General features: G+C 71.3%; 17 protein-coding genes. 8 read left to right on the top strand and 9 right to left on the bottom strand.

Annotated features, from left to right (window positions below; genetic code table 11):
- The first annotated feature begins 85 nt into the window (after positions 1–85).
- The 3 genes from OG349_RS19820 to OG349_RS19810 all read left to right on the top strand — a co-directional run bounded on the left by OG349_RS19820 (position 86) and on the right by OG349_RS19810 (position 3,441).
- Positions 86–1,132: a S1C family serine protease gene (locus tag OG349_RS19820; RefSeq protein ID WP_327235873.1), complete on the top strand. Its 1,047-nt coding sequence runs from the start codon at positions 86–88 to the stop codon at positions 1,130–1,132.
- Between the two features lie 126 nt (positions 1,133–1,258).
- Entirely contained in the window at positions 1,259–1,996 is a 738-nt protein-coding gene (locus tag OG349_RS19815) for a response regulator transcription factor (RefSeq protein ID WP_327235872.1), read from the top strand.
- A gap of 32 nt (positions 1,997–2,028) precedes the next feature.
- On the top strand, positions 2,029–3,441 hold the full coding sequence (locus OG349_RS19810; protein WP_327238632.1) for a sensor histidine kinase: 1,413 nt from the start codon (positions 2,029–2,031) through the stop codon (positions 3,439–3,441).
- 14 nt (positions 3,442–3,455) lie between these two features.
- On the opposite strand, the gene OG349_RS19805 is transcribed toward OG349_RS19810, so the two are convergent.
- The 9 genes from OG349_RS19805 to OG349_RS19765 form a co-directional block, all read right to left on the bottom strand.
- Positions 3,456–4,355, bottom strand: a complete 900-nt coding sequence (locus OG349_RS19805; protein ID WP_327235871.1) for a phosphatidylinositol-specific phospholipase C — start codon at positions 4,353–4,355, stop codon at positions 3,456–3,458.
- Positions 4,356–4,441: 86 nt separating this feature from the next.
- Positions 4,442–5,230, bottom strand: a complete 789-nt coding sequence (pstB, locus tag OG349_RS19800) for a phosphate ABC transporter ATP-binding protein PstB (RefSeq protein ID WP_442806402.1) — start codon at positions 5,228–5,230, stop codon at positions 4,442–4,444.
- A gap of 133 nt (positions 5,231–5,363) precedes the next feature.
- Positions 5,364–6,308, bottom strand: a complete 945-nt coding sequence (locus OG349_RS19795) for a sortase (protein WP_327235870.1) — start codon at positions 6,306–6,308, stop codon at positions 5,364–5,366.
- A gap of 87 nt (positions 6,309–6,395) precedes the next feature.
- Positions 6,396–8,387: an Ig-like domain repeat protein gene (locus OG349_RS19790; protein WP_327235869.1), complete on the bottom strand. Its 1,992-nt coding sequence runs from the start codon at positions 8,385–8,387 to the stop codon at positions 6,396–6,398.
- Between the two features lie 114 nt (positions 8,388–8,501).
- Entirely contained in the window at positions 8,502–11,228 is a 2,727-nt protein-coding gene (locus OG349_RS19785) for a hypothetical protein (RefSeq protein ID WP_327235868.1), read from the bottom strand.
- A complete protein-coding gene (pstS, locus tag OG349_RS19780; protein WP_327235867.1) occupies positions 11,225–12,964 on the bottom strand; it encodes a phosphate ABC transporter substrate-binding protein PstS in 1,740 nt (579 codons plus the stop codon). The genes OG349_RS19785 and pstS overlap by 4 nt, the downstream gene beginning before the upstream one ends.
- On the bottom strand, positions 12,964–14,217 hold the full coding sequence (gene pstA, locus OG349_RS19775) for a phosphate ABC transporter permease PstA (protein ID WP_327235866.1): 1,254 nt from the start codon (positions 14,215–14,217) through the stop codon (positions 12,964–12,966). The genes pstS and pstA overlap by 1 nt, the downstream gene beginning before the upstream one ends.
- A gap of 1 nt (position 14,218) precedes the next feature.
- A complete protein-coding gene (gene pstC / locus OG349_RS19770) occupies positions 14,219–15,244 on the bottom strand; it encodes a phosphate ABC transporter permease subunit PstC (RefSeq protein WP_327235865.1) in 1,026 nt (341 codons plus the stop codon).
- 366 nt (positions 15,245–15,610) lie between these two features.
- Entirely contained in the window at positions 15,611–17,446 is a 1,836-nt protein-coding gene (locus OG349_RS19765; protein WP_327235864.1) for a bifunctional metallophosphatase/5'-nucleotidase, read from the bottom strand.
- A 153-nt stretch (positions 17,447–17,599) separates the two neighbouring features.
- On the opposite strand from OG349_RS19765, the gene mshD reads away from it, so the two are divergent.
- The 5 genes from mshD to OG349_RS19740 all read left to right on the top strand — a co-directional run bounded on the left by mshD (position 17,600) and on the right by OG349_RS19740 (position 23,455).
- On the top strand, positions 17,600–18,520 hold the full coding sequence (mshD, locus tag OG349_RS19760) for a mycothiol synthase (RefSeq protein WP_327235863.1): 921 nt from the start codon (positions 17,600–17,602) through the stop codon (positions 18,518–18,520).
- Positions 18,521–18,637: 117 nt separating this feature from the next.
- Positions 18,638–19,084 carry a GntR family transcriptional regulator gene (locus OG349_RS19755; RefSeq protein WP_327235862.1) on the top strand — a complete coding sequence of 149 codons (447 nt, stop codon included), beginning with the start codon at positions 18,638–18,640 and terminating at the stop codon, positions 19,082–19,084.
- A complete protein-coding gene (locus OG349_RS19750) occupies positions 19,081–19,995 on the top strand; it encodes an ABC transporter ATP-binding protein (RefSeq protein WP_327235861.1) in 915 nt (304 codons plus the stop codon). The genes OG349_RS19755 and OG349_RS19750 overlap by 4 nt, the downstream gene beginning before the upstream one ends.
- Complete coding sequence (locus OG349_RS19745; protein WP_327235860.1) at positions 19,992–20,957, top strand: ABC transporter permease; 966 nt, start codon at positions 19,992–19,994, stop codon at positions 20,955–20,957. Before OG349_RS19750 ends, OG349_RS19745 begins: the two co-directional genes overlap by 4 nt.
- Positions 20,958–21,229: 272 nt before the next feature.
- Positions 21,230–23,455, top strand: coding sequence for an RNA degradosome polyphosphate kinase (locus OG349_RS19740; protein WP_161311866.1), 2,226 nt, complete (start codon positions 21,230–21,232; stop codon positions 23,453–23,455).
- Positions 23,456–23,475: the final 20 nt, after the last annotated feature.

Below are 23,475 nucleotides of genomic sequence, written 5' to 3'. Positions count from 1 at the left end.
TCTTTATATCGGGCATACAGGGTTCTGTCGGGCTTCTCACAGGCTCCTCAGCCAGTTCTCATCTGTGGCCACGACAGTCATATGCATGACGAACTACTGGGGCCGCACCGGCGGCGAGGACAGCGAAGAGCACCAGCCCCAGGGAGCGTTCGGGGACCCCGCGTTCCCCCCTCCTCCCCCGTATCAGCCCAGCGTTCCCGTTCATCACGGCCATGGCGGCCACGGCGGCACCCCCGCCGCGCGCCGGCTGCGCGGTCCGGTCGGACTGCTCGCGGCGGTGGCGGTCGCCGCGGCCGTGGTCGGCGGCGGTACGGCAGGCCTCGTCGAGCACTTCTCCGCGGACAACAACACGAGCACCACCTCCACGACGGTCAGCGGGGCGAGCGTCTCGCAGAGCAGCCTCGGCACCGTGGCCGGCGTGGCCAAGGCGGTGTCCCCCGCGATCGTCGAGATCAACGCGACCTCCACGGCGGGCGAGGCGACCGGCTCCGGGGTGGTCCTCACCTCCGACGGCGAGATCGTCACCAACAACCACGTCATCGCCGCCGCCTCGTCGGTCAAGGTCCAGCTCACGGACGGCAGGACGTACACGGCGAAGGTCGTCGGCGCCGACCCCGCCAAGGACCTCGCCCTGATCAAGCTGGAGGGCGCGAGCGGCCTGAAGACGGCCACGCTCGGCGACTCCTCCCAGGTCAAGGTGGGCGACGAGGTCGTGGCGATCGGCTCGCCCGAGGGCCTGTCCGGGACGGTGACGAGCGGGATCGTCTCCGCGCTCGACCGGGACGTGACCGTACCCAAGGAGACCGACCAGAGCCAGCAACGGCAACAGCAGGAGCAGGGCGGCGGCGGCTGGCCGTTCCAGTTCGGCGGACAGCAGTTCAACGGGGACACCGGGGACTCGACCACCACGTACAAGGCGATCCAGACCGACGCGTCGCTCAACCCGGGCAACTCCGGTGGCGCGCTGATCAACATGCAGGGCCAGATCATCGGCATCAACTCGGCGATCTTCGCTTCCGGCTCCGGTACGAGCAGCGCGGAGGCGGGCAACGTGGGCCTCGGCTTCGCCATCCCCGTCGACACCGTGAAGGCCGACCTGGCGAGCCTGCGGGACGGCGGCGGCGGCAACTGACGGTCGCACCGGTCGTCACACCCGGTCGCACCGCTCGTCGCACCACATACGCCACACAGACGACGGGCCGTGCGACGCTGGTAGCAGCCCTGCCCCGTCCCCGCCCCTCCTGCCGGAAGAAGCGACATGAGTCCCGCCGAAGGCGATCCCCAGCGGATCCTGATCGTCGACGACGAGCCCGCCGTGCGCGAGGCTCTCCAGCGGAGCCTCGCGTTCGACGGCTACGGGACCGAGGTCGCCGTGGACGGTTTCGACGCGCTCACCAAGGCCGCCGCCTACGCGCCCGACCTGATCGTCCTCGACATCCAGATGCCGCGCATGGACGGCCTCACCGCCGCCCGCCGCCTCCGGGCCGGCGGCTCCAAGGTCCCCATCCTGATGCTGACCGCGCGCGACACCGTCGGCGACCGGGTCACCGGTCTCGACGCGGGCGCGGACGACTACCTGGTCAAGCCGTTCGAGTTGGACGAGCTGTTCGCGCGGATCCGGGCGCTGCTGCGCCGCAGTTCGTACGCGGCGGCCACCGAGGGTGTCTCCGAGGAGGACGTCCTCGCCTTCGCCGACCTGCGGATGGATCTGACGACCCGTGAAGTCACGCGCGGCACCAGGCGCGTGGAGCTGACCCGTACCGAATTCACCCTGCTGGAGATGTTCCTCGCGCACCCGAGACAGGTGCTGACCCGTGAGCAGATCCTCAAGGCCGTGTGGGGCTTCGACTTCGAGCCGAGCTCCAACTCCCTTGATGTGTACGTGATGTACCTGCGGCGCAAGACGGAGAGCGGCGGCGAACCGCGGCTGGTCCACACCGTGCGGGGAGTGGGGTACGCCCTGCGCGCCGAGACCGCCACGGGCGGTCAGGAGTGATCGCTCCGGTACGCCGGTTCCGCGCGCTGCCGATGCGCTCGCGACTGGCCCTCCTGGTCGCGACGGCGGTGGCGGTCGCGGTCGCGGCGGTGGCGGCTGCCTGCTGGCTGCTGACGCGGGCGCAGTTGCAGAGCGAGCTGGACAACTCGCTGCGGAACACCAGCGAGTCGCAGCTGACGGCGACCGCGACGGACGCCGTCAACAACTGTCTCGACGGGTCCGACACCCAGGACACGGCCAATCCCGGTTTCGCCAATTTCCAGGTGGTCCTCGCGGACGGCCAGCGGTGTGTCGCGCGGGGCTCGGAGCCGGTGAAGGTCCACGCGTCCGACAAGGCCGTGGCGGACAGCCCCATCCGGGAGACCGCACTCCACGACAGCAGCACCGACAAGGGCGCGGCGGTACGGGTCTACACCCAGCAGGGCGTGATCCGCCTGCCCTCCCTGCCCGGCGTCCAGCCCGTCCTGGCCAAGGTCGCCGTCTCCGTGTCCCGCCCCCTCAGCGAGATCGACAACTCCCTCAACCGGCTGGCCCTCCTGCTCGCCGCCGTCGCCGGCATCGGGGTGATCGGGGCGGGCGCGGCCGGGCTGTGGGTGGCGCGCGCGGGGCTGCGGCCCGTCGACGGGCTGATCGGGACGGTCGAGCACATCGCCCAGACCGAGGACCTCACCGTCCGTATCCCGGTGGAGGGCGACGACGAGATCGCCCGGCTCTCCCAGGCCTTCAACTCCATGACGGCTGCGCTCGCGTCGTCCCGCGAACGGCAGTCCCAGCTGATCGCCGACGCGGGCCACGAGCTGCGGACGCCGCTCACCTCGCTCCGTACGAACATCGAACTCCTCGCGCGCAGCGACGAGACGGGCCGGGCGATCCCGCCGGACGACCGCAGGGCGCTGATGGCATCGGTCAAGGCCCAGATGACCGAACTGGCGTCGCTCATCGGGGACCTCCAGGAGCTGTCCCGGCCCGACGCCACCGATCCCGGCCCGCTCCAGGTCGTCCCGCTGCACGACGTCGTACAGAGCGCGCTCGATCGCGCCCGGCTGCGCGGCCCCGACCTGACGATCGACGCGCGGCTGTCGTCCTGGTTCGTACGGGCCGAACCGGCCGCGCTGGAGCGGGCGGTGGTCAACGTCCTCGACAACGCGGTGAAGTTCAGCCCGCCGGGCGGGACCGTCGAGGTCGCGCTGAGCGAGCAGGGCGCGCTGACCGTACGCGACCACGGGCCCGGCATCCCGGCGGAGGATCTGCCGCACGTCTTCGAACGCTTCTGGCGCTCCCCGTCGGCCCGCGCGCTGCCGGGCTCGGGTCTCGGCCTGTCGATCGTGGCCCGTACGGTCCAGCAGACGGGCGGCGGCATCACGCTGCGCCCGGCGGCGGGCGGCGGGACGGTGGCGACGATCCGCATCCCGGGGGCGAAGACGCCGCCGCCCGAGATGCGGTGAGGGGCGCTGCCCGCTCAGCCGTTGTGGCGGAGGAGAGACTCGACCAGTCCGGGCCGGGTGGCCGGGAAGTCCAGCGGTACGATCCCCAGCCCGCGCCAGCCGGCCGCTCCCGCGCTGTCGAGGAGCGTGTGGACCTGGGGGTTGAGGCGGTCGGAGTTCCAGCGGGGCGGAAGCAGGGCCGCGGTGCTGACGTAGTTGACGAACAGCTTGCCCGGCTGCTGGACGGCCTTGCGGAAGTGGGCTTCGATCCGGGAGTACTTGGCGATGGGCTCCGCCCCGTAGTCGTCCTGAACGTCGAACAACGCGCCGTCGGCGTACCGGAGTCCGGGCAGTCCGCCGTTGTCGGCGAGCAGCACGACCCGGCCGCGCGACTCGCCGAGCGTGGGCAGGCCGTCGCCGATGCGGAAGAGCGAACGCCAGCCCTTGCCGTCGAGGTAGGTGTCGAAGACGCGGCGGAACGTCTCGTTGCTCTCCTCGGAGTACTCCTGCTTGACCCGCATGAGGATGGTCTCGGAGGGGTGGGCGCGGAGGAAGTCCCGGCAGGGGGCGAGGACGTCATCGAAGTTCACGTTCTGGTAGTACGCGGCGTGGTGGATGGTGAACGCGCCCTCGAACGCCCGGCAGCGGATGTCGAGGAACCGGACGCCACTGGCCAACTGCTCGGCGATGCTGGTGGTTTGGCAGGCGACGTACAGACCGCCCACGCGGGCACCGGAGTTGTGGGTGCCGGGGATGGTGAGGGACGGGAACCGGGTCGCGTCCGGGAAGCCGCCCATCCAGTCCTGCGGGGCGAGCGCCGGGGCGGGAGCCGGCGCGGCGACGGCGGCGCCGGCCGAGGCGAGACCGGCCGCGGACAGGGCGAGGGCCCCCGCACCGGCGAGGAAGCCGCGGCGGGTGGGGAAGGACGAGGTCATGTGGGGGATGCCTCCGGGTCGTCGGGCGGGAACGGCCCTCGGATTATGACCTGTCCACGTCACACACAGAAGGCGGTCACCGCACCTCAGCCGAAACGGCCGGCGACGTAGTCGGCAGTGCGCTCGTCCTCCGGGGTACCGAAGATCTTCTCGGTCGGACCGTGTTCGACGATGCCACCGGGAGTGCCCTGCTCGGCCAGGAAGAACGCGCACTGCTGCGAGACGCGGGCGGCCTGCTGCATGTTGTGCGTGACGATGACGACCGTGATGTGGTGCGCCAGGTCGTGGATCGTCTCCTCGACCCGGCGGGTGGAGGTCGGGTCGAGCGCGGAGCAGGGCTCGTCCATCAGCAGCACGCGGGGCCTCACGGCCAGGGCTCGGGCGATGCACAGACGCTGCTGCTGGCCGCCGGAGAGGGCGCCGCCCGGCTGGCGGAGGCGGTCACGGACCTCCTTCCACAGGCCGGCCCGGGTGAGGGACTCCTCGACCAGCAGGTCCTTCTCGCCCCGGGAGACGCGGACGCCGGTGAGGCGCAGGCCCGCGACGACGTTGTCGTAGATGGACATGGCCGGGAAGGGGTTGGGCTTCTGGAAGACCATGCCGATGTCGCGCCGCGCGTCGGTGAGCCGGCGGCCCGGCGCGTAGATGTCCTGGCCCTCGAACAGCACCTCGCCGCCGAACTGGGCCGACGGGATCAGCTCGTGCATGCGGTTCAGGGTGCGCAGGAACGTCGACTTGCCGCAGCCGGAGGGGCCGATGAGCGCGGTGACCTCACCGGCGGGCATGTCGAGGGAGACCCGTTCCAGCACCTTGTGGGTGCCGAACCAGGCGGAGACGGCCCGCGCTTCGAGCGTGGCGGGGCCGGCCGACGACAGGCCGGCCTTGGTGCCGGACAAGGTCGGGTCCGCATCAGCGGTCGCGGTGGTGCTCGCGATCGTGGGCAGGACGACCGTGTCGGTCGTGGCGGAGTGGGGTGCGGCGGTGTCGGTCACGGCGGATACCTCGTGGTCAGAGAAGGTTGGGGAGCAGGTGGGTGACCTGGCCGGCGACCTGGAGTCCCAGGACGGCCACGACGGGGGCGCACACGATCCAGGTCTGGTGCCGGCCCCACCGGTGCCAGGCCCACACGGCGGCGATCGCGACAACGACCAGTGCCTGGAGCCACATCACCAGCTCCCACGGGACACCGTCGCCGCTCGCGAGCGGCTGCTCGGAGCCGGGGATCGAGCCGGGCACGATGGTGGCGGCGGGGGTCACCGCGACAGCGGACACCTGCTCGGCGTCGACGCGCAGGACGCCGGACGGCAGGTAGGCGGTACCGGTCGCGGTGACCAGCACCAGCCGCCCCTTGCCCTGGGCGAGCGTGGGCGGTGCCGGGTCACCCGCCACCCGTACGTCCATGACGCGGTACGAGGCCTTGCCCTGCCCGTTCGTGACGGTGAGGGTGTCGCCGGGTTCGAGCGTACGGAGGTCGCCGAAGGGCCCGCCGTACGCGGCGGCCCTGCCGAAGATGACGCTGGTGCCCGCCTGTCCGGGCATCGGGGTGTCCCGGCGGTGGCCGGGCCCGTCGCTCAGGACCCGCGAGTCGGTGCCCTCCAGCACGGCCACGCGGCTGAGGTGAAGTCTGGGGATGTCGAGGAGCGCGACCGGGGTGCCGGGGGTCAGCAGGTGTCCCCCGGCGTCGGTCTGGGCGACCGGCGCGGTGCCCTCGGCGAGGGAGGCCCGCAGCGTGTCGAACGCCGACTGCTGGGCGGCCCGGTACTGGAGGGGGCTGATCAGGAGGAGCTGGACGGTCAGCCCCAGCAGGAGGGCGGCGACCGTGAGCAGCGCGCCCCGGGCGAGGTGCCGTGCCGGGGGAACGCGCGGCGCGGGCGCCGGCGCCGCGGCCGGTGTCGTACGGGGCGGGGCTTCCGCCCCCGGCGGGCGGGGCGGGGTCTGTACGGCGACCGTCACGGCGGCCTGCCTCCTTCGCGGGCGGGTGGGGTGGTCGGTTGACGTGGTGCGCCGGGGAGGCCGTACGGGCCTCCCCGGCGCGGTGGGTCACTTGGACGTGAGGGTGAAGTTCGCTCCGTCACGGGCGACCGTCGTGGACGTACCCGTGTAGCGCGCGTGCAGCGTGTGCTTGCCGGCGCGCAGGGCCGGCAGGGTCACGACGACCTTGCCGTCCTTGAGGGTGCCGGTCGCGAGGACCTTGGTGCCCTCGCGGATCTCCACCTTGCCGGTGGGGACGATGCCCGTGGCCTTGACCGTGGCGGTCACCTTGGCCTTGGCGGTGTGGCTCACCGTCGTCGGGTGGGAGACGGTCACCGTCGGCGTGGTCTTGCCCACCGTCAGCTTGACGCCGGCCGAGGACGCGCTGAGGGTGCTGCTGCCCGCGTAGGCCACCGACAGGGTGTGCGTGGCGACCGAGAGGCGGTTGGACACCGCGACGGAGACCTTGCCGTTGACCACGGTGCCGGTGCCGAGGACCTTCGTACCCTCAGAAATCGTCACCTTGCCGGTCGGGGAGACCGCGTGGGTGTCGGTGATGGTCACCGCGACCTTCGGGGTGACGCCGTAGGCGACCTTCGCGGCGGTGGCCGCGGTCTTGCTGACGAACTTGACCGGGGTGGTGACCGTGGCCGGGGCGCCGCCGCCGACCAGGTTGTTGGCCGTGACCTTGGCCGTGTACTTCGCGGCCTTCAGACCGGTGAACTCGAACGCCTTCGTCGTGGCGGGGAAGTCCTTGTTCTGGACGACCGCCCCGTTGACGTCGGTGAGCACCACGCGGTAGTCGGTGACCGGCAGACCGGTCGCCGCCGGGGCGGTCCAGGAGACCTTGAGGCTCCCGTCGCCGGTGACGGCCTTCGTCACCGGGGTGCCCGGCAGGGCGGACGAGATGCTGCTGTCCTCCAGGCCGCCGAACTTGGCGTGCTTGGTGGGGCTGATGGAGCCGTTGTACGGCTCGTTCACGAAGCCGAACTTGGCGATGACGCCCTCGGCGTCGTCCGAGGCGAGCTTGGCCTCGTGGGTGCCGCTGGTGACGAAGACGTCGAACAGCGCCTTGTCGTAGAAGACGCTGGTCGGGTCGATGGCCCGGCTGGGGACGACGTTGTACACGTCACGGCCGAAGGTCGCGTCGTTGTAGAAGTCGGTGGCGGGGGTCAGCTTGCCGTCCGTCTTCACCGCGACCGGGGAGGTGAAGGTCACGTTGCCGGGGAGCTGGAGGTTGGCCAGGTAGGCGCCGCCCGCGACCGCGGTCTTGCTGTGGTCGGGCGCGATGCCGTTGTTCTGCGCGATCCAGCTGGCCACGGAGAACGGGACGAGGTCGCCGTTGTGCTTGGCGGCGTCGTTGGCCTGGTTCTCCTGGACGACGGTGGCGATCTGGTCGACCGTGCTGTCGTCCGGCACGTTGATCGCGGCGAGGAAGAACTTCCGCGTGCCCGAACCGCCCTGCGGGATGAAGGGCTTGACCTGCTGGCCGTTCACCTGGGTGAGGACACCCGAGTAGATGTCGTGCAGCTGGGCGATGGTGAGGTTCTGGAGCGCGGAACCCTTGACCGCCACGCCGACCGCGTCCCGGGCGAACGGGATGTAGGTGAGGCTGGTCCCGGAGACGCCGGGGCCGCCGGAGGACCGGGCGAAGTCGACCTGGCCCTTGATGACGTCGGTGGTGCCCTGGAAGGGGATGCCGACCAGGGAGTCGGTGAGGGCGGTACGGCCCTTGCCCGAGCCGTTGGGACGCAGGAAGGAGGAGCCGCCCTTGCGGGTGGTGATCTTCGACGTGGTGGAGAGGGTGCCGGGCTCGATCGCGTCGTACGAGGCGAGGCCCGCGTCGCCCGACTTCACGGCCGTACCGGCGTAGTCCGTACCGTTCACGATGTCGCCGGCCAGGGCGTTCAGCACGTCCTGCGTGGTGTCGGAACCGACGCCGACCAGCGTGCGGAAGGTGCCCGCGGGCGTGGGGTCGGCGGACGCCGGGCTCGCCAGGGCGAGGCCACCGGCCACGACGGCGGCGGCGACGGCCGTCGCGGTGAGGCGGATTCTGCGCATGGTGTTTCTCCTGCTGAGGACGGTGTGACGGGGTTGGTGCGGGGTTTCTGGCAAGGTGGAGCGAGCCGTCCGTCCCGACTTCCTCTCGGGGCGGACGGCGGTCTGTGGGACGCGTCAGGGACGCGGGTGCGGCCGCAGCCGTTCGGGCAGGGCCGCGCGCAGCCGCTCAGGGAGGGCCAGGCGGGGCAGGACGGTGACGCTCCGGCCGCCGGGGAGCGGCAGGCGCAGGGGCAGGTGGATCCGGGACCCGCCGGCGAACGGTGCTCCGGCGGCGGCAGCGGCGCCGAGGGCGGCGCCGATCGGGACCGCGTACCGCAGGGAGTTGGCGGGGTCGGCCGGGGTGAAGCCGTTGGCGGTGGTACGGACGGCCGCGCCGCCGTCGAAGGACGGGGCCGCGCTGGGGGCGAGGCTGCCCTTGCCGGTGGTGCCCGCGGGAGCGGCGCCGCTCCCGCCGCCGGGGGTTCCGCCGTCGGCGTCGCCGCCGGACGCCCCGGCGCCGCCGGAGGTGCCCGTGTCCGTACCGGAGCCCGTACCGTCACCGCCGCCGCCCGAGCCCGCGCCCTTGCCGGGGCCTTCGGACGAGGACGGCTTCCACGCCGCGATCTCCGCGGCGGCCGCGCGGGCCTGGGTCCGCAGGGCGTCGGGCAGCGGCGCGTACCCCGGAGGGAGGTCGCCCGGGTCGGTGCCGCTGCTCTGCCCGGCGCCCGCCGCGTACGTCAGCAGCGCCGCGTAGTCCTTGCGCGCCGCCGCCTTCAGCTCGGCCGGGCGCACCGCGCCGTACACGAGCTGGGCGAGCGGGTACGCGTCGGCCGCCGTCACCTTGGCCGGATCGACGACCCGTACGGTGTCGCCGGTCGCGCTCGCCGCGGCGGCGGTCAGCGCGCCCGTGGTGGGGGCGGTGAACTTGCCCGCCGCGTTGAGCAGTTGGGCGCTCTGGAGGCTGTAGCGGGCGGCCGACGCGGCGTCCGTCACGGAGATGACGAAGCGGGAGCCGACGATCTGCGGACCCACGCTCTTGTAGGCCGGCGGTACGGCGAGCGCGTCCCAGTTGGACTTCCACAGGGTGTCCGCGCGCCGGGTGTTCAGGGCGCCGGCGTGCATGTCGTCCACGTAGGGGTGGAAGTCCGTCATGCACTGCTTGGCGTCGGGGCCGAGGCCGTCGGGGACCAGGCACCACGGGTCGCTCTTGGGGAAGTCGTCACGGGCCAGGTCGAAGGCGAAGCCGGTGGGGTTCACGTCCGCGCTGGTGCTGAAGTACGGGTTGACGCGCATCCCCCACTGGTCCGGGACGCCGGAGAGGAACTGGCGGGCGTCGTTGTCCGAGGCGATCCAGTTCCACACCGTCCGGGCCGTGTCGGAGTGCCCGAGCGCGGTGATCAGGTCCGTGTCCGTCGCCGGGGTCTCGGCGACGGAGAGATGGGCGAACTCCGGGTTCAGGGCGAGGAAATCGGGGTCGCTCACCAGGCCGGCCGGGTTGCCCACCAGCCACTCGTACCCCTTGGCGGCGTGGAGTTCCGGCGCGCCACCGCCGGTGGACGTGCTGGTGACCGCGCCCCATACGGAGCTGCGGTACGACTCCGTGAGCAGCTTGGCGACCAGCCGGGGCGTGAGGTTGAGGGAGCGCACCTTGGTGCCCGATACTTTCTGGGCGGACTCCGGTGCGCCCGCCTTCGCCCTGCGCTCGATGGTGAAGCCGATGACGGCGCCGGACAGCGCGACGGGGGCGTAGGCGGTGGGGCCTTCCGGCGCGGTGGTCCCGGGGTCGTCGCCGAGGGCGCGGGTGGTGAAGGCGAGTCCGGAGGAACCGTCGCGGGAGAGCCGCCCCCGGGCGTCCGGCTCACCCATCTCGGTGTAGCCGTACACGGTGCCGGAGGGGCAGAGGGCCGCCTGCCAGCTCGTCATGGCGTCGGCGGCCAGTTCGCTGCCGTTGGTGGGCCGTTCGTCGGCGCCCAGGGCGCAGTTGGAGGCGACCGAGTTGAAGCCCAGCTTGATCGCGACCCGGTTCTTCCAGTTCGTGGACGACACCGGGGATCCGGCGTTGACCTGCGTGGTGTCGGCGTACGGCTTGCCGTCGAGGTCGAGGTGGCCCTGCGGGACGATCACCAGCCAGCAGGAACGGGGCTTGGTGGCGCCGCTCTTGGTGACGGGAGCGCCGCAGCCGAGGTGCGGGGCCTCGTTGGCGGTCTGCACCTCGACGTACTCCTGCCCGCTCCCGTCGGAGCTGGTGCGGGCGAAGTCCACCTCGTTGGTGGTGTTGTAGTTGAACAGCGGGTTGTTCTGGGTGTTGGTGGCGACGACCGTGCCGTCGACGGACTTGAACGGCACCTCGCCCTGGCCGTTGGCGCCGTCCAGGCCGTAACTGTCGTCCTGCCCGTAGTTCGTGGGCTCCGCGGTGTAGGTGACGGCCCGGGTGTCGTCGTAGGCGTTGCCGGGCCAGCCGCTGCGGTTGGTGGTGGGTGAGGCGCCGTACTGGCACTGGGTACGGGAGGGGCCCGGGTTGCTCTTGACCGTCCCGTCGTCGTCCCCCCAGCACTGCATGATCTGGACGAAGTCGGTGTTGAACAGGGCCCCGGCGAACCGGGTGGGCTCCCCGCCGGTCCACGACACGGAGACGGCCTGGTTGGTGAGGTGCTCGGTCTGGCTGACCGTGAACCGCATGTCCTTGAACTCGCCGCGCCCGGACACGGTCACGGCGGAGCCCGTGACGGCGGCGGCCGGCTGGGCGGCCTGGGCGACGACGGCGCCGAGCAGCGCGCCGATCAGGGCCCCGGCCGCGAGGCGCACGGTGGTACGGCGGAAACGGCGGAGCTGTCCGAAGCTGCTCAGAGCTGAGGTCTTCACGAGGCCGGGCCCTTCCGGGAGGCGAGTGTCCGGGAGATGACGGAGGGGAGCAGCACCAGGCCCAGCAGGACCAGCGCGGTCAGCAGCATCAGGGTCTGCGCGCCGCCCCAGCCGCCGCGGCCGGCCACGGTGACCGGTTCGGCGAGGTTCACGGCCCCGGCGGCGCCGCCCGACGCGGTCTCGCCGCCGGCTCCGCCGTCCCCGGAGGCGAGCACCTGCCCGGTGTCCGGGTCGACGGCCGGCTTCCCGGCGCCACCGCCGGTCCCGCCCGCGCCTCCGGCCCCGGCGCCCGTACCGCCGGTCGCGGCACCGCCGCCCCCGGAAGCCGTACCCCCGCCGCCCCCGGTCGCACCACCCGTGCCACCGCCGGCCGCTCCGCCGGAGGCGGCGGAGCCGCCCGTACCGCCCGTGCCGCTGCCGCCGCCCGAGCCGGTCTTCGCGCCGCCGCTGCCGGTGGTGCAGGCCGTGGCGCCCTTCTTGTCGCACGCGCTGGGGTACGGGGCCGTCTTCGCCAGGCGGTTGGTGCCGTCGGCGCTGAACGTCGGGTTGTTGCACTTCTTGATGTCGACGCTCTGGGTCTTGACGCCCGGGATCTTGCGGATCTGCTCGAAGCCGGCCTTCACCAGGTTGATCGGCAGGGGTGAGTACCCGAGTTGCTCGGCCTGTTGCTGCCCCTGGCACATGAAGTAGTAGGAGAAGGCGCCGAGTGTCTTGCCCTTGGCCTCGGTGAACGTCCCCTGTGCCTTGAGCGGGAGGACCATGTACGAGTAGCTGGACAGCGGGTAGTTGCGCTTGTCGCTGTCGTTGTAGACGCCTTCGAGCTTCTGCGTGAGGTAGTCCGGCGAGCTCTTGTTGGTGTTGATGCGCGCCTGGAGGAGCGAGACGGCCACGTTCTGGGCGGTCGGCTCGGTGTAGTACCCGGCGTGGTTCAGCACCTTGGCGACCGGGAAGTGCGCGTTGAGGGCGTACGAGTAGTTGACGTAGCCGATCGCGCCCTCGCCGTACCCCTGTGCCACGTAGCCCGCGACCCCGAGGTCGCCGGACTGGGCGATCATGCCGGAGACGGTCGGGTAGTACGAGGTCTGGCCGCAGGCACCCGAGCGGCCGACCTTCCCGCAGTACGCCTTCCACAGCGCGGCGTGCTGGTTGGCCATCCACAGCGTGAACTGGGCGGTGGAACCCGAGCCGTCGGACCGTACGACGGGCACGATCTGGCGGTGCGGCAGTTTCATGCCGGGGTTGTCGGCGGCGATGACGGGGTCGTCCCAGTAGGAGATGGCCCGGGTGAAGATCTTGGTGACCACGTCACCGGACAGCCGCAGGTTGGTGACCCGCTTGCCGCCGATGGTCAGGTGGTACATGAACACCGTGCCGCCCGCGACGATCGGCATGTACGCGTACGTGCCGGAGGCGGGGTTCTCGGCGGCGGACCCGTCCGTCGGGTGGGTCTGGAAGGGGATGTCGGAGACCGCGAAGTCGACCGTGCCGTTGAGGAACTGGCGGCGGCCGTCGGAGGAGCCCGTACCGGAGTAGCTGATCCGCATGCCGTACTGGTTGACGTCACGCCGCCACTCGTCGACGGCGTTCTCGGCCCAGGTGGAACCGGCCCCGGCGATCGGGGTGTAGCTCTCCGAGGCGGCGTCCGCCGGTGCCAGGGGCCCCAGCAGGACCGATACGAGCACGCCGAACACCGCTGTCAGGGTGAGCCAGGCGCGGGAGGTGAAGTGGCTGGGCATCAGTCGTTCACTCCGAATGCGGATGCGGGTGCGGAAGCAGGGGCGGACGCGGAATCGGATACGGGGGCGGCCTCCGCGAAGCGCCGGACGTCACGGCGGGAGGCACGGGCGGTCCTGCGGGCCTGGCGCTTGGTCTGCCGGCCGGGACCCCGGCCGCCGAGGACGCGGGCCACCGCGAAGAGGATCAGGACCAGGGCCATCAGGACGGCGGCGGCGCCGAACCCGCGCGCGATCATGGTGGGTTCGGGGGACTTCACGAAGGAGAAGACGGCGAGGGGCAGGGACACCATCGGGCCCGACGTCGGATCGGCGTTGAGGGCGGCGGTGAACCCGGCCGTGAGGAGCACCGGGGAGGTCTCGCCGATCCCGCGCGCGGTCCCCAGGATCACCGCGGTGGCCAGTCCCGAGCGGGCGGTCGGCAGGATGACGTGCCACACGGTCCGCATGCGCGGCGCGCCCAGCGCCTCGGCGGCCTCGGTGAGGTTGCCGGGGACCAGGCGCAGCACGACGTCGGCCGCGCGGATGACGATCGGCAGCATCATCACGCTGATCGCGAACCCGGCCGCCAGACCGGACTTCTGGAGTCCGAGGCCGAGGATCCAGATCGCGTACACCATCAGGCCCGCGACGATGGACGGCAGCGCGGTCATCGCCTCGACGATGGTGCGGACGAAGCGGGCGAAGCGGCCGGTGACCTGGTTGAGGTAGACGGCGCAGGCCAGGCCGAGCGGGACGGTGATGGCGAGCGCGATGGTGATCATGATGAGCGTGCCGAGCATCGCGTGGGCGATCCCGCCGTTGGTCAGCGGGTCCAGCGGTCCCGCCGCCTGCATGTCCTGGGTGAAGAAGTTGAGGTGGGGCAGGGCCTCGCGGCCCCGGTAGAGGGTGAAGCCGACCACCATGACCAGTGCGAGGAACATCAGGCCCGCGGCGGACCACAGCACCACGGTCATCACCCGGTCGCGCACCGCCGGGCCGTCCTCCTCCAGTCCGGTGAGCACCGCGTAGACGCCGAGGAACACCAGGTAGGCGACGACGGCGAAGCCCAGCGCGCCGGAGAGCGGGGCGAGTTCGCCGAAGAGAAGGATCGCGACGCACAGCCCGGCCGCCGCCGCACCCGACAGGGCGAGCACACCGTTGCGGGTGACTCCGCCGATGCGGCGGGGCACGTCCTCGGCGACGGGCGCGGGATCGGGCCCGGGGTCCGGCGGAGATGTCCGTACGGCCGCCGGGGTGTCTTCCAGGACGGTCATGTCAGCCCTCGCTCTGGGCGCCGGAACGGGACCGGGCGACGATCGAAGAGGCGGTGAAGTTGACCGCCAGGGTGAGCAGGAAGAGCGCCAGGCCCGCCGCCATCAGCGCGGACATCCCGAAGTCGGAGGCGTCTCCGTAGTGCAGTGCGATCAGCGAGGAGACCGAGTTGGCGCCGGTCTGGAGGATGTGGGGCTGGATGGTGAAGACCGGGGAGATGATCAGGTAGACCGCGATGGTCTCGCCGAGGGCCCGGCCGAGCCCCAGCATCGTCCCGCCGATGATGCCGCCCTTGCCGTACGGGATGACCACGGCGCGGATCACTCCCCAGCGGGTGGAGCCGAGGGCGTACGCCCCTTCCCGTTCGCCGGCGGGGGCCTGGGAGAAGACCTCGCGCATCACCGAGCACATGATCGGCGCGACCATCAGCGCGACGACGATGCCGGCGATGAACGACGAGGCGGTGTAGACGCTGGCGGTGGCGAGCGGCTCGCCCTCCACCACACCGTCCACCTTGAAGAACGGAATCCAGCCGAACCAGGTGGACAGCCAGCGCGACAGGCCGATCACGTGCTGCTGGAAGAAGAACAGGCCCCAGAGCCCGTAGACCACGGACGGCACGGCGGCCATCAGGTCGACCATCGCGATCAGGGTCCTGCGGAGCCTCACCGGCGCGACGTCGGCGATGAACAGGGCGGTTCCCAGCGCCAGCGGTACGGCCACCACCACCGCCACGGCGGCGATCAGCAGCGTCCCGGTCAGGACGGCGGCGATGCCGAACTTGTGCACGTCCGGCTGCCATTGGGCCGTGGTCAGGAAGGAGAAGCCGGTGGCGCGCAGCGCCTGCGCCGCCCTCACCATGAGGAACAGCCCGACAGCCGCCATGATCGCGAGGACCACCACACCCGCCGCGGTCAACTGCCAGCGGAAGACCCGGTCCCCGAGCCCCCGCGCGGCGTCCAGCCGCCGCGGAACGTCGTCGTCCGACGGTCTGCCAGATATGTCCGACCCCGCTGCTGCGGTAGCCATCTCCGAACCCCCCACCTGGGTGTCACACGGGACGCGTGACTAAAAAAGCGCATGGACGCGACCAAACGGGCAGCGCCCTGTCCCAGATCTAATGGCTCGATCATGTCGCCACTCGCTCACACATGTGAGCAGGACGCGAACACGAGATGGTCATACGGTGCAGAAGACGGGGATGACGGATCGACAAAACGACCTCAAGCAGACGTAATTACACTCCTGCCGTGGGATTCACCTTCACGAACTGCACACAGAATCATGGTGAATTCCGGCCATGCATACCCAAGGGCGTGTCAAGCGCACGTCATGACACGCAAAAGGGGCGGTGGGCCGTCTTCCGGCCACCGCCCCTTCCTTGTGCGGGTGTTGCTACCTGATGACGGTGATGCGGTTCGCCGCCGGCGGGGCCAGCGGGGCCGTCGCCGTCGAGTTCGCCGTGAGGTACGCGTTGAGCAGGTCCAGGTCGGCCGGGCCGACCAGCTTGTTCGTGCCCTGGCCGAGCGCCGCGAAGCCGTCGCCGCCGCCGCCCAGGAACTCGTTCATCGCGACGCGGTAGGTCTTCGCCGGGTCGATCGGCGCGCCGTTCAGCCGTATCGAGTCGGTGACGACCCGGGCCGCGCCCGTCTTCGTCATGTCGAGGGTGTACGTGAGGTTGTGCGACACCTGGAGGATCTTCGGCGAGGCCTCGTTGGACCCGCTGACCTGCTGCTGGAGCGCGGTGACCAGCTGGGTGCCGGTCAGGTCCAGGGCGTTCATCAGGTTGGTGAACGGCTGGACCGTGAAGGCCTCCCCGTACGTCACCACCCCGTCGCCCTCCGAGCCGGACGCCTTGTACACCAGGTCGCCGCGGATACCGCCCGGGTTCATGAGGGCGAGCTGGGCGCCGCCCTTCTCGGGCGCCGCCATCCCGGCGAGCTGCGCGTCCGCGATGACGTCACCGAGGGGCGACTCCGGCGTCGTGGCGCCACGGCCGTTGATGTCCGCGGAGATGTAGCCCTGCGGGGTGCCCGCGACCGGTCCGGCCAGCGTGGTCCAGTCCGTGATGAGCTTGGTCAGGTCCGCGGCCTTGGGCTGGTCCCGGGTGACGACGTGGTTCGCCGACTTGACCGCCGTACGGACGATGTCGTTCGTCCTGCGGTCGTACGTGAGCGTGGTGTCCGTGTAGAGCTTGCCGAACGACGACGCCGACGTGACCAGGCGCGGCTTGCCCGCCGGGTCGGGGATCGTGCAGACGTACGCGTTGTGCGTGTGCCCCGTGACCAGCGCGTCGACCTTGGGCGTGATGCCCTTCGCGATGTCGACGATCGGTCCTGAGAGGCCGCCGCCGGCGGCCGGGCTGTCGCAGTCGTAGTTGTACGAGGAGGAGGCGGGCAGCCCGCCCTCGTGGATCAGCGCGACGATGGACTTGACGCCCTGCCGGTCCAGTTCCTTGGCGTACTTGTTGACCGTCTCGATCTCGTCGTGGAACTTGAGCCCCTTGACGCCCTCGGCGGTCACGACGTTCGGCGTGCCCTCCAGGGTCACCCCGATGAAGCCGACCTTGACGCCGTTCTTCTTCCAGATGGTGTACGGCTTGAGGATCGGCTTGCCGGTCTTCTCCGACGTGACGTTCGCGGCGAGGTAGGGGAAGTCCGCGCCCTTGAACTTGCGCCCCTTCTCGTAACAGCCGGCCGTCGGGTGGCAGCCGCCGTTCTGGAGGCGGGCCAGTTCGGCCGAGCCCTCGTCGAACTCGTGGTTCCCGACGCTCGTCACGTCGAGGTCGATCTTGTTGAGCGCCTCGATGGTCGGCTCGTCGTGGAAGAGCCCGGACAGCAGCGGGCTCGCGCCGACCAGGTCGCCGGCGGCGGCGGTGACGGAGTAGGGGTGGCCCTCGCGCGCGGTGCGCAGCGAACTCGCCAGGTACTCGACACCGCCCGCGGGGACGGCCTTGACCGTACCGTCGGCCTGCTTCTCGTTGACGTTGCCCGCGGAGCCCGACGGCGGCTCCAGGTTGCCGTGCAGGTCGTTGAAGGACAGCAGTTGGAGGTCCACGGTGCTCGGCTTGTGCTGGCCGTGGCTGCCGTGCCCGCTGTGGTTGCCGCCTCCGTGACCATGGGTCTGGGCGGTGGCCGGCATCGCGGCGACCAGCGCGCCGACGGTGGCCAGGCCGGCGGCGGCGACGAGAACCCGCCGGGCCGCACGGTTCTTCTGCGGTGTCGCTGACATCGCTCCCCTTGTGAGTACAACATGCGAAATCTGTGGGTGATTGCGAGGCGCAGCCTACGATTTACGCGCGTAGCGCGACAGGGCTCGGGGGTTACGAGCAGGTTGCGGCTGCGGGTGCCGGTGCGTCGCGCGGCCTCGCCGTACCCTCGACGCATGAGTGAAGCAGCAGCCCGCGAGCCCGGCCGGCAGATCCAGACCCTTGACGCGCTCACCCCGGAGCAGGCCGGGGATGTCCTCGCCCTGCTCGCGGCGGCGGCCGCCTCGGACGCCGTACAGGCCGTCTCCGAGCAGGGCAGGCTCCAGTTGCGCGGGGGACACCGCGAGGGCGTACGGCACTTCCTGCTCACCGTGGGCGACGAACTGACCGGGTACGCGCAGCTGGAGGACACCGATCCGGTCGAGGCGCCGGCCGCCGAGCTGGTCGTCCACCCCGAGCGCCGGGGCCGGGGGCACGGCCGGGCGCTGGGGACGGCGCTGCTGGCGGCGTCGGGCAAGCGGCTGCGGGTGTGGGCGCACGGCGGCAAGTCGGCCGCCCGGCATCTGGCCCAGGTGCTCGGCTTGTCCCTCTTCCGTGAACTGCGCCAGCTGCGGCGGCCGTTGAAGCCTCTGGACATCCCGGAGGCGGCCTTTCCCGCCGGGGTGAGCGTCCGGACGTTCGTGCCGGGGCAGGACGACTCCGCCTGGCTCGCGGTGAATTCGGCCGCTTTCGCCCACCACCCCGAGCAGGGCGGGCTGACGCAGCGGGACCTGGACGACCGGAAGGCGGAGCCGTGGTTCGACCCGGAGGGCTTCTTCCTGGCCGAGCGGGACGGCGAACTGGTCGGTTTCCACTGGACGAAGGTGCACGACGAGGAGCACCTCGGTGAGGTGTACGTGGTCGGCATCAGGCCGGACGCTCAGGGCGGCGGCCTCGGCAAGGCGCTGACCGCGATCGGCCTGCGGCACCTCGCGGCGGCGGGGCTGCCGACGGCGATGCTGTACGTGGACGCGGACAACACGGCGGCGGTGACGGTGTACGAGCGGCTGGGCTTCGTCACGCACGAGGTGGACCTGATGTACCGCACGGAATCCTGACCGGACGGGGTCCGGGCCGCGCGGGCTCCTGAACGGCTCTTGAGGGGACGGTGATTGACACCGTCCCCTCTTTCGCGCGACACTTTCACCACTTCCTTAGTGAAAGGGTGTTTCGCGGTGATCGAGTACCGCATCGACCGGAGGAGCGGGGTGGCCACGTACCTCCAGATCGTCCAGCAGACCAAACAGGCCCTGCGCCTGGGCCTGTTGGAACCGGGCGACAAACTGCCCACCGCCCGCGAGGTGGTGGAGGCCACCGCCGTCAATCCGAACACCGTGCTCAAGGCCTACCGCGAGCTGGAACGCGAAGGGCTGGCCGAAGGGCGGCGCGGCCTCGGCACCTTCGTCCGGGGCACCCTCGGCCGCGGCAGCGCCGACAGCGCCCTGCGGGCGGAGCTGGCCGCGTGGGCGGACCGGGCCCGGGTCGAGGGCCTGGACAGGGAGGACGTGACCGCGCTGGTCACCGCCGTACTGGACACGACCTTCCCGGCGGGCGGTGGCGCTCAGGACGACACCCGTACCGCACAGAAAGCACACGAGAACACCCAGGGGGACGACGCATGACAGTGACAGCGCTAGAGGTCGCGGACCTCGGCAAGGCGTACGGACGGTTCGGGAGGCGCGGCAAACGGCACTGGGCGCTGCGGGGCTGTTCCTTCCGGCTCCCCGCCGGCCGCGTCTGCGCCCTCGTCGGCCCCAACGGCGCCGGAAAGTCCACGCTCCTCGCCGCGGCGGCCGGACTGCTCGCCCCCACCGAGGGCGGGCTCCGCGTCCTCGGCACCGACCCGGCGACCGCCCGCCCGCGCCTCGCGTACGTCGCCCAGGACAAACCCCTCTACCCGCAGCTGACCATCGGCCAGAGCCTGCGCCTGGGCCGGGAGCTCAACCCGGAGCGCTGGGACCAGGAAGCCGCCGAGCGGATCGTCGAGAGCGGCGGCCTGGACCACGGTCTGCGTGTCCGTACCCTCTCCGGCGGCCAGCGCACCCGGGTCGCCCTCGCGCTCGCCCTGGGCAAACGCCCCGACCTGCTGCTCCTGGACGAGCCGATGGCCGATCTCGACCCGCTCGCCCGCCACCAGCTGATGGGCGCGCTGCTGGGCAGCGCGGCGACCCACGGCACGACCGTGCTGATCTCCTCCCACATCCTCACGGAGCTGGAGGACGCCTGCGACTACCTGCTGCTGGTCGACGGCGGCCGGATCCGGCTCGGCGGCGAGATCGAGGACATCCTGAACGCGCACACCATGGTCACGGGCCCCGCCCGGGACCTGGCCCCGCACACCGTGGTCGAGTCCCGCACGACAGGACGCGGCCTCACCGCCCTGATCAGGCCGGACGGCCCCGTGGACACCGCGTGGGACACCCACGTCCCGTCCCTGGAGGAGCTGCTCCTCGCCCACCTGCGCTCCCCTCAGGCGCCGGCCCTGCTGACCCCGAGCGCGGAAGCACCGATCCGTACGGAGGTGGCGGCGTGAGTACGCTCGCACCGCGCGGTCCCCTGTGGGTCGCGGCCCGACTGCACCGCCGGGCCCTGTGGGCGGGGGCGGGACTCCTGGTCCTGGCCGTCGCCTGGCTGCTCTACCAGCGGCTCCACGCCGCGAGCGTCGCCGATGCCTTCGCGGCCACCGGCTGCCCGGTCGACATCAGATCGATCCGGTGCGACGACACGGTCCGTACGTACCTGGACGCGGAACTCGTCTTCCAGCGCTGGCTCACCTACCTGCGGATGTTCCTGCTCGTCCTGCCCGGGGTCGTCGGCGCCTTCGTCGCGGGCCCGGTGATCGCCCGGGAGCTGGAGTCGGGCACGTACAAACTGGCCTGGAGCCAGTCCGTCACCCCCACCCGGTGGCTCGTCTCGAAGCTGGCCGTACCGCTGGCGTGCACGGTGGCCGGCGTCTCCGTACTCCTGGGTCTCCACCGCTGGGCCGTGGCGACCGGTCCCGACGACCACTACGGGGACTTCTGGTACAGCTCGTACCGCGACATCGGCGTCGGTCCCGCCGCCCTCGCGTACGCCGTACTGGCCGTCGCGCTCGGCGCCGTCATCGGGCTGCTGGTACGGCGGACCGTCGTCGCGATGTCCGCCACCGCGCTCGCCGTCGGCACGGTCGTGCTGGTCCTCCACGAATGGCTGCGCCCCTACCTGTGGCCGGTCCTCACCGACACCACCCCCATCCGGCGGGCGGCCGACGACTGGGTGGTGCGGGAGGGCGTCATCACGGCGTCCGGTGAGCGGATCACCCGGGAGGAGTGCTTCAGCTACGGCCGGCGGGTCTCCCCGTGCGAGGAGCGGCCGGAAGGCGCCGTCAACTTCGTCGATTACCACCCCGCTTCCCACCTCTGGCCCCTCCAGCTGGTAGAAACCGGAATCGTCCTCGCCGTCGCGGCGGTGGCCGCCTTCCTGGCGTTCCGCGTCCTGCGCCGCCTCCACGCCTGACCGGCGCCTGACCACACCCGCCCCAGGAGCACCAGAGAGCACCGGAGAGCACCGGAGAGCACCGGAAAACGCTCCCCGGGGAGCGCCCGCCGCCCCCGGGGAGCCCTGTCCCGCTTCCCTGCACGTCATGTCGCCGTTACCGCCCATTCAGACGTGCTTGCGACGCTCTCCCAATGCAGCCCGCTGTGCCCCCCACGCCGAACGGCAGGTTCCGCCTCGCCCCCGCGCTCTCCGACGCGCCCGTCACCCCTTCCGCGCGGAAGAATGGGGACATGAGCGAGCAGCCCGAGGTCCCGGTCCAGCACCACCAGCCGTCGGTCGGCTTCCTAGCCGCCCACCGGCCCCACACCGTCGCCGCCAACGTGTCCGATCTGGAGCCCGATCTCGACGCGGATCTCGACGCGTACGAGGAAGACAGCGATCACGACGGCGCGGAACTCCCCCAGGGCCGGTTCCTCGACCGTGAGCGCAGCTGGCTGGCCTTCAACGAACGGGTCCTGGAGCTCGCCGAGGATCCGGCGACCCCGCTCCTCGAACGGGCTAATTTCCTCGCCATTTTCGCGTCGAACCTGGACGAGTTCTTCATGGTGAGGGTCGCCGGGCTGAAACGGCGCATCGCCACCGGCGTCGCCACCCGCTCCGCGTCCGGCCTCCAGCCGCGCGAAGTGCTCGACCTGATCTGGACCCGCTCCCGCGAGCTGATGGCCCGGCACGCCGCCTGCTACCAGCAGGACATAGCCCCGGCCCTCGCCGACGAGGGCATCCACGTCATCCGCTGGCCCGAGCTGACCGAGAAGGAGCAGGCGCGCCTCTTCACGCTCTTCCGCCAGCAGATCTTCCCGGTCCTCACGCCGCTCGCCGTGGACCCGGCCCACCCCTTCCCGTACATCTCAGGACTGTCGCTGAACCTGGCCGTGGTCGTACGGAACCCGGTCAGCGGCCACCGCCACTTCGCCCGGGTCAAGGTGCCGCCGCTGCTGGCCCGCTTCCTGGAGGCCTCGCCCTCGCGGTACGTGCCGCTGGAGGACGTGATCGCCGCCCACCTGGAGGAGCTGTTCCCCGGGATGGAGGTGCTGGCGCACCACATGTTCCGGGTCACGCGCAACGAGGACCTGGAGGTCGAGGAGGACGACGCCGAGAACCTCCTCAAGGCGCTGGAGAAGGAGCTGATGCGGCGCCGCTTCGGGCCGCCGGTGCGCCTGGAGGTCGAGGAGTCCATCGACCCGTACGTCATGGACCTGCTCGTCCGTGAGCTGAAGGTGCAGGACTCCGAGGTCTACCCGCTGCCCGGACCGCTGGACCTGACCGCGCTCTTCGGGATCTCGGCGCTGGACCGGCCCGAGCTCAAGTTCCCCAAGTTCATCGCGGGCACGCACCGCGACCTCGCCGAGGTGGAGTCCGCGTCCGCGCCGGACATCTTCGCCGCCCTGCGCGAGCGCGACGTCCTGCTGCACCACCCGTACGACTCGTTCTCGACGTCCGTCCAGGCCTTCCTGGAGCAGGCCGCGGCCGACCCCGACGTCCTCGCCATCAAGCAGACGCTCTACCGGACCTCCGGCGACTCCCCGATAGTCGACGCCCTGATCGACGCGGCCGAATCGGGCAAGCAGGTCCTCGTCCTCGTCGAGATCAAGGCCCGCTTCGACGAGCAGGCCAACATCAAGTGGGCGCGCAAGCTCGAAGAGGCCGGCTGCCACGTCGTGTACGGCCTGGTCGGGCTCAAGACGCACTGCAAGCTCTCCCTGGTGGTACGCCAGGAGGGCGAGACCCTGCGCCGCTACAGCCACGTCGGCACGGGCAACTACCACCCGAAGACGGCCCGGCTGTACGAGGACCTCGGCCTGCTCACGGCCGACCCGCAGGTCGGCGCGGACCTCTCCGACCTCTTCAACCGGCTGTCCGGCTACTCCCGCAGGGAGACCTACCGGCGGCTGCTGGTCGCCCCGAAGTCCCTGCGCGACGGGCTGGTCACCCGGATCAACAAGGAGGCCGCGCACCACCGCGCCGGCCGCCCCGCCTACGTCCGTATCAAGGTCAACTCGCTGGTCGACGAAGCGATCATCGACGCCTGCTACCGGGCGTCCCAGGCCGGGGTCCCGGTCGACGTCTGGGTGCGGGGCATCTGTGCCATCCGCCCCGGCGTCCCCGGGCTCTCCGAGAACATCCGGGTCCGCTCGATCCTGGGCCGGTTCCTGGAGCACTCCCGCGTCTTCGCCTTCGGCAACGGGGGCGAGCCCGAGGTCTGGCTCGGCAGCGCGGACATGATGCACCGCAACCTCGACCGCCGTATCGAAGCGCTGGTACGGGTCACCGACCCGGCCCACCGCGCGTCCATCACCCGGCTGCTGGAGACCGGAATGTCCGACACCACCTCCTCCTGGCACCTGGGCGCGGACGGCAACTGGACCCGGCACGCCACGGACGCCGAGGGCCAGCCGTTGCGGCACGTACAGGAAATGCTCATAGACGCCCGGAGGCGCCGGCGTGCAGCACCATGAAGTCGACACCGTGCCCGGCA

The organism is Streptomyces sp. NBC_01317 (assembly GCF_035961655.1).
In the GTDB taxonomy this organism is placed as follows: domain Bacteria; phylum Actinomycetota; class Actinomycetes; order Streptomycetales; family Streptomycetaceae; genus Streptomyces.
Note: the sequence above shows the minus strand (reverse complement) of the source record. Positions and strands in the feature narration are given on the sequence as shown.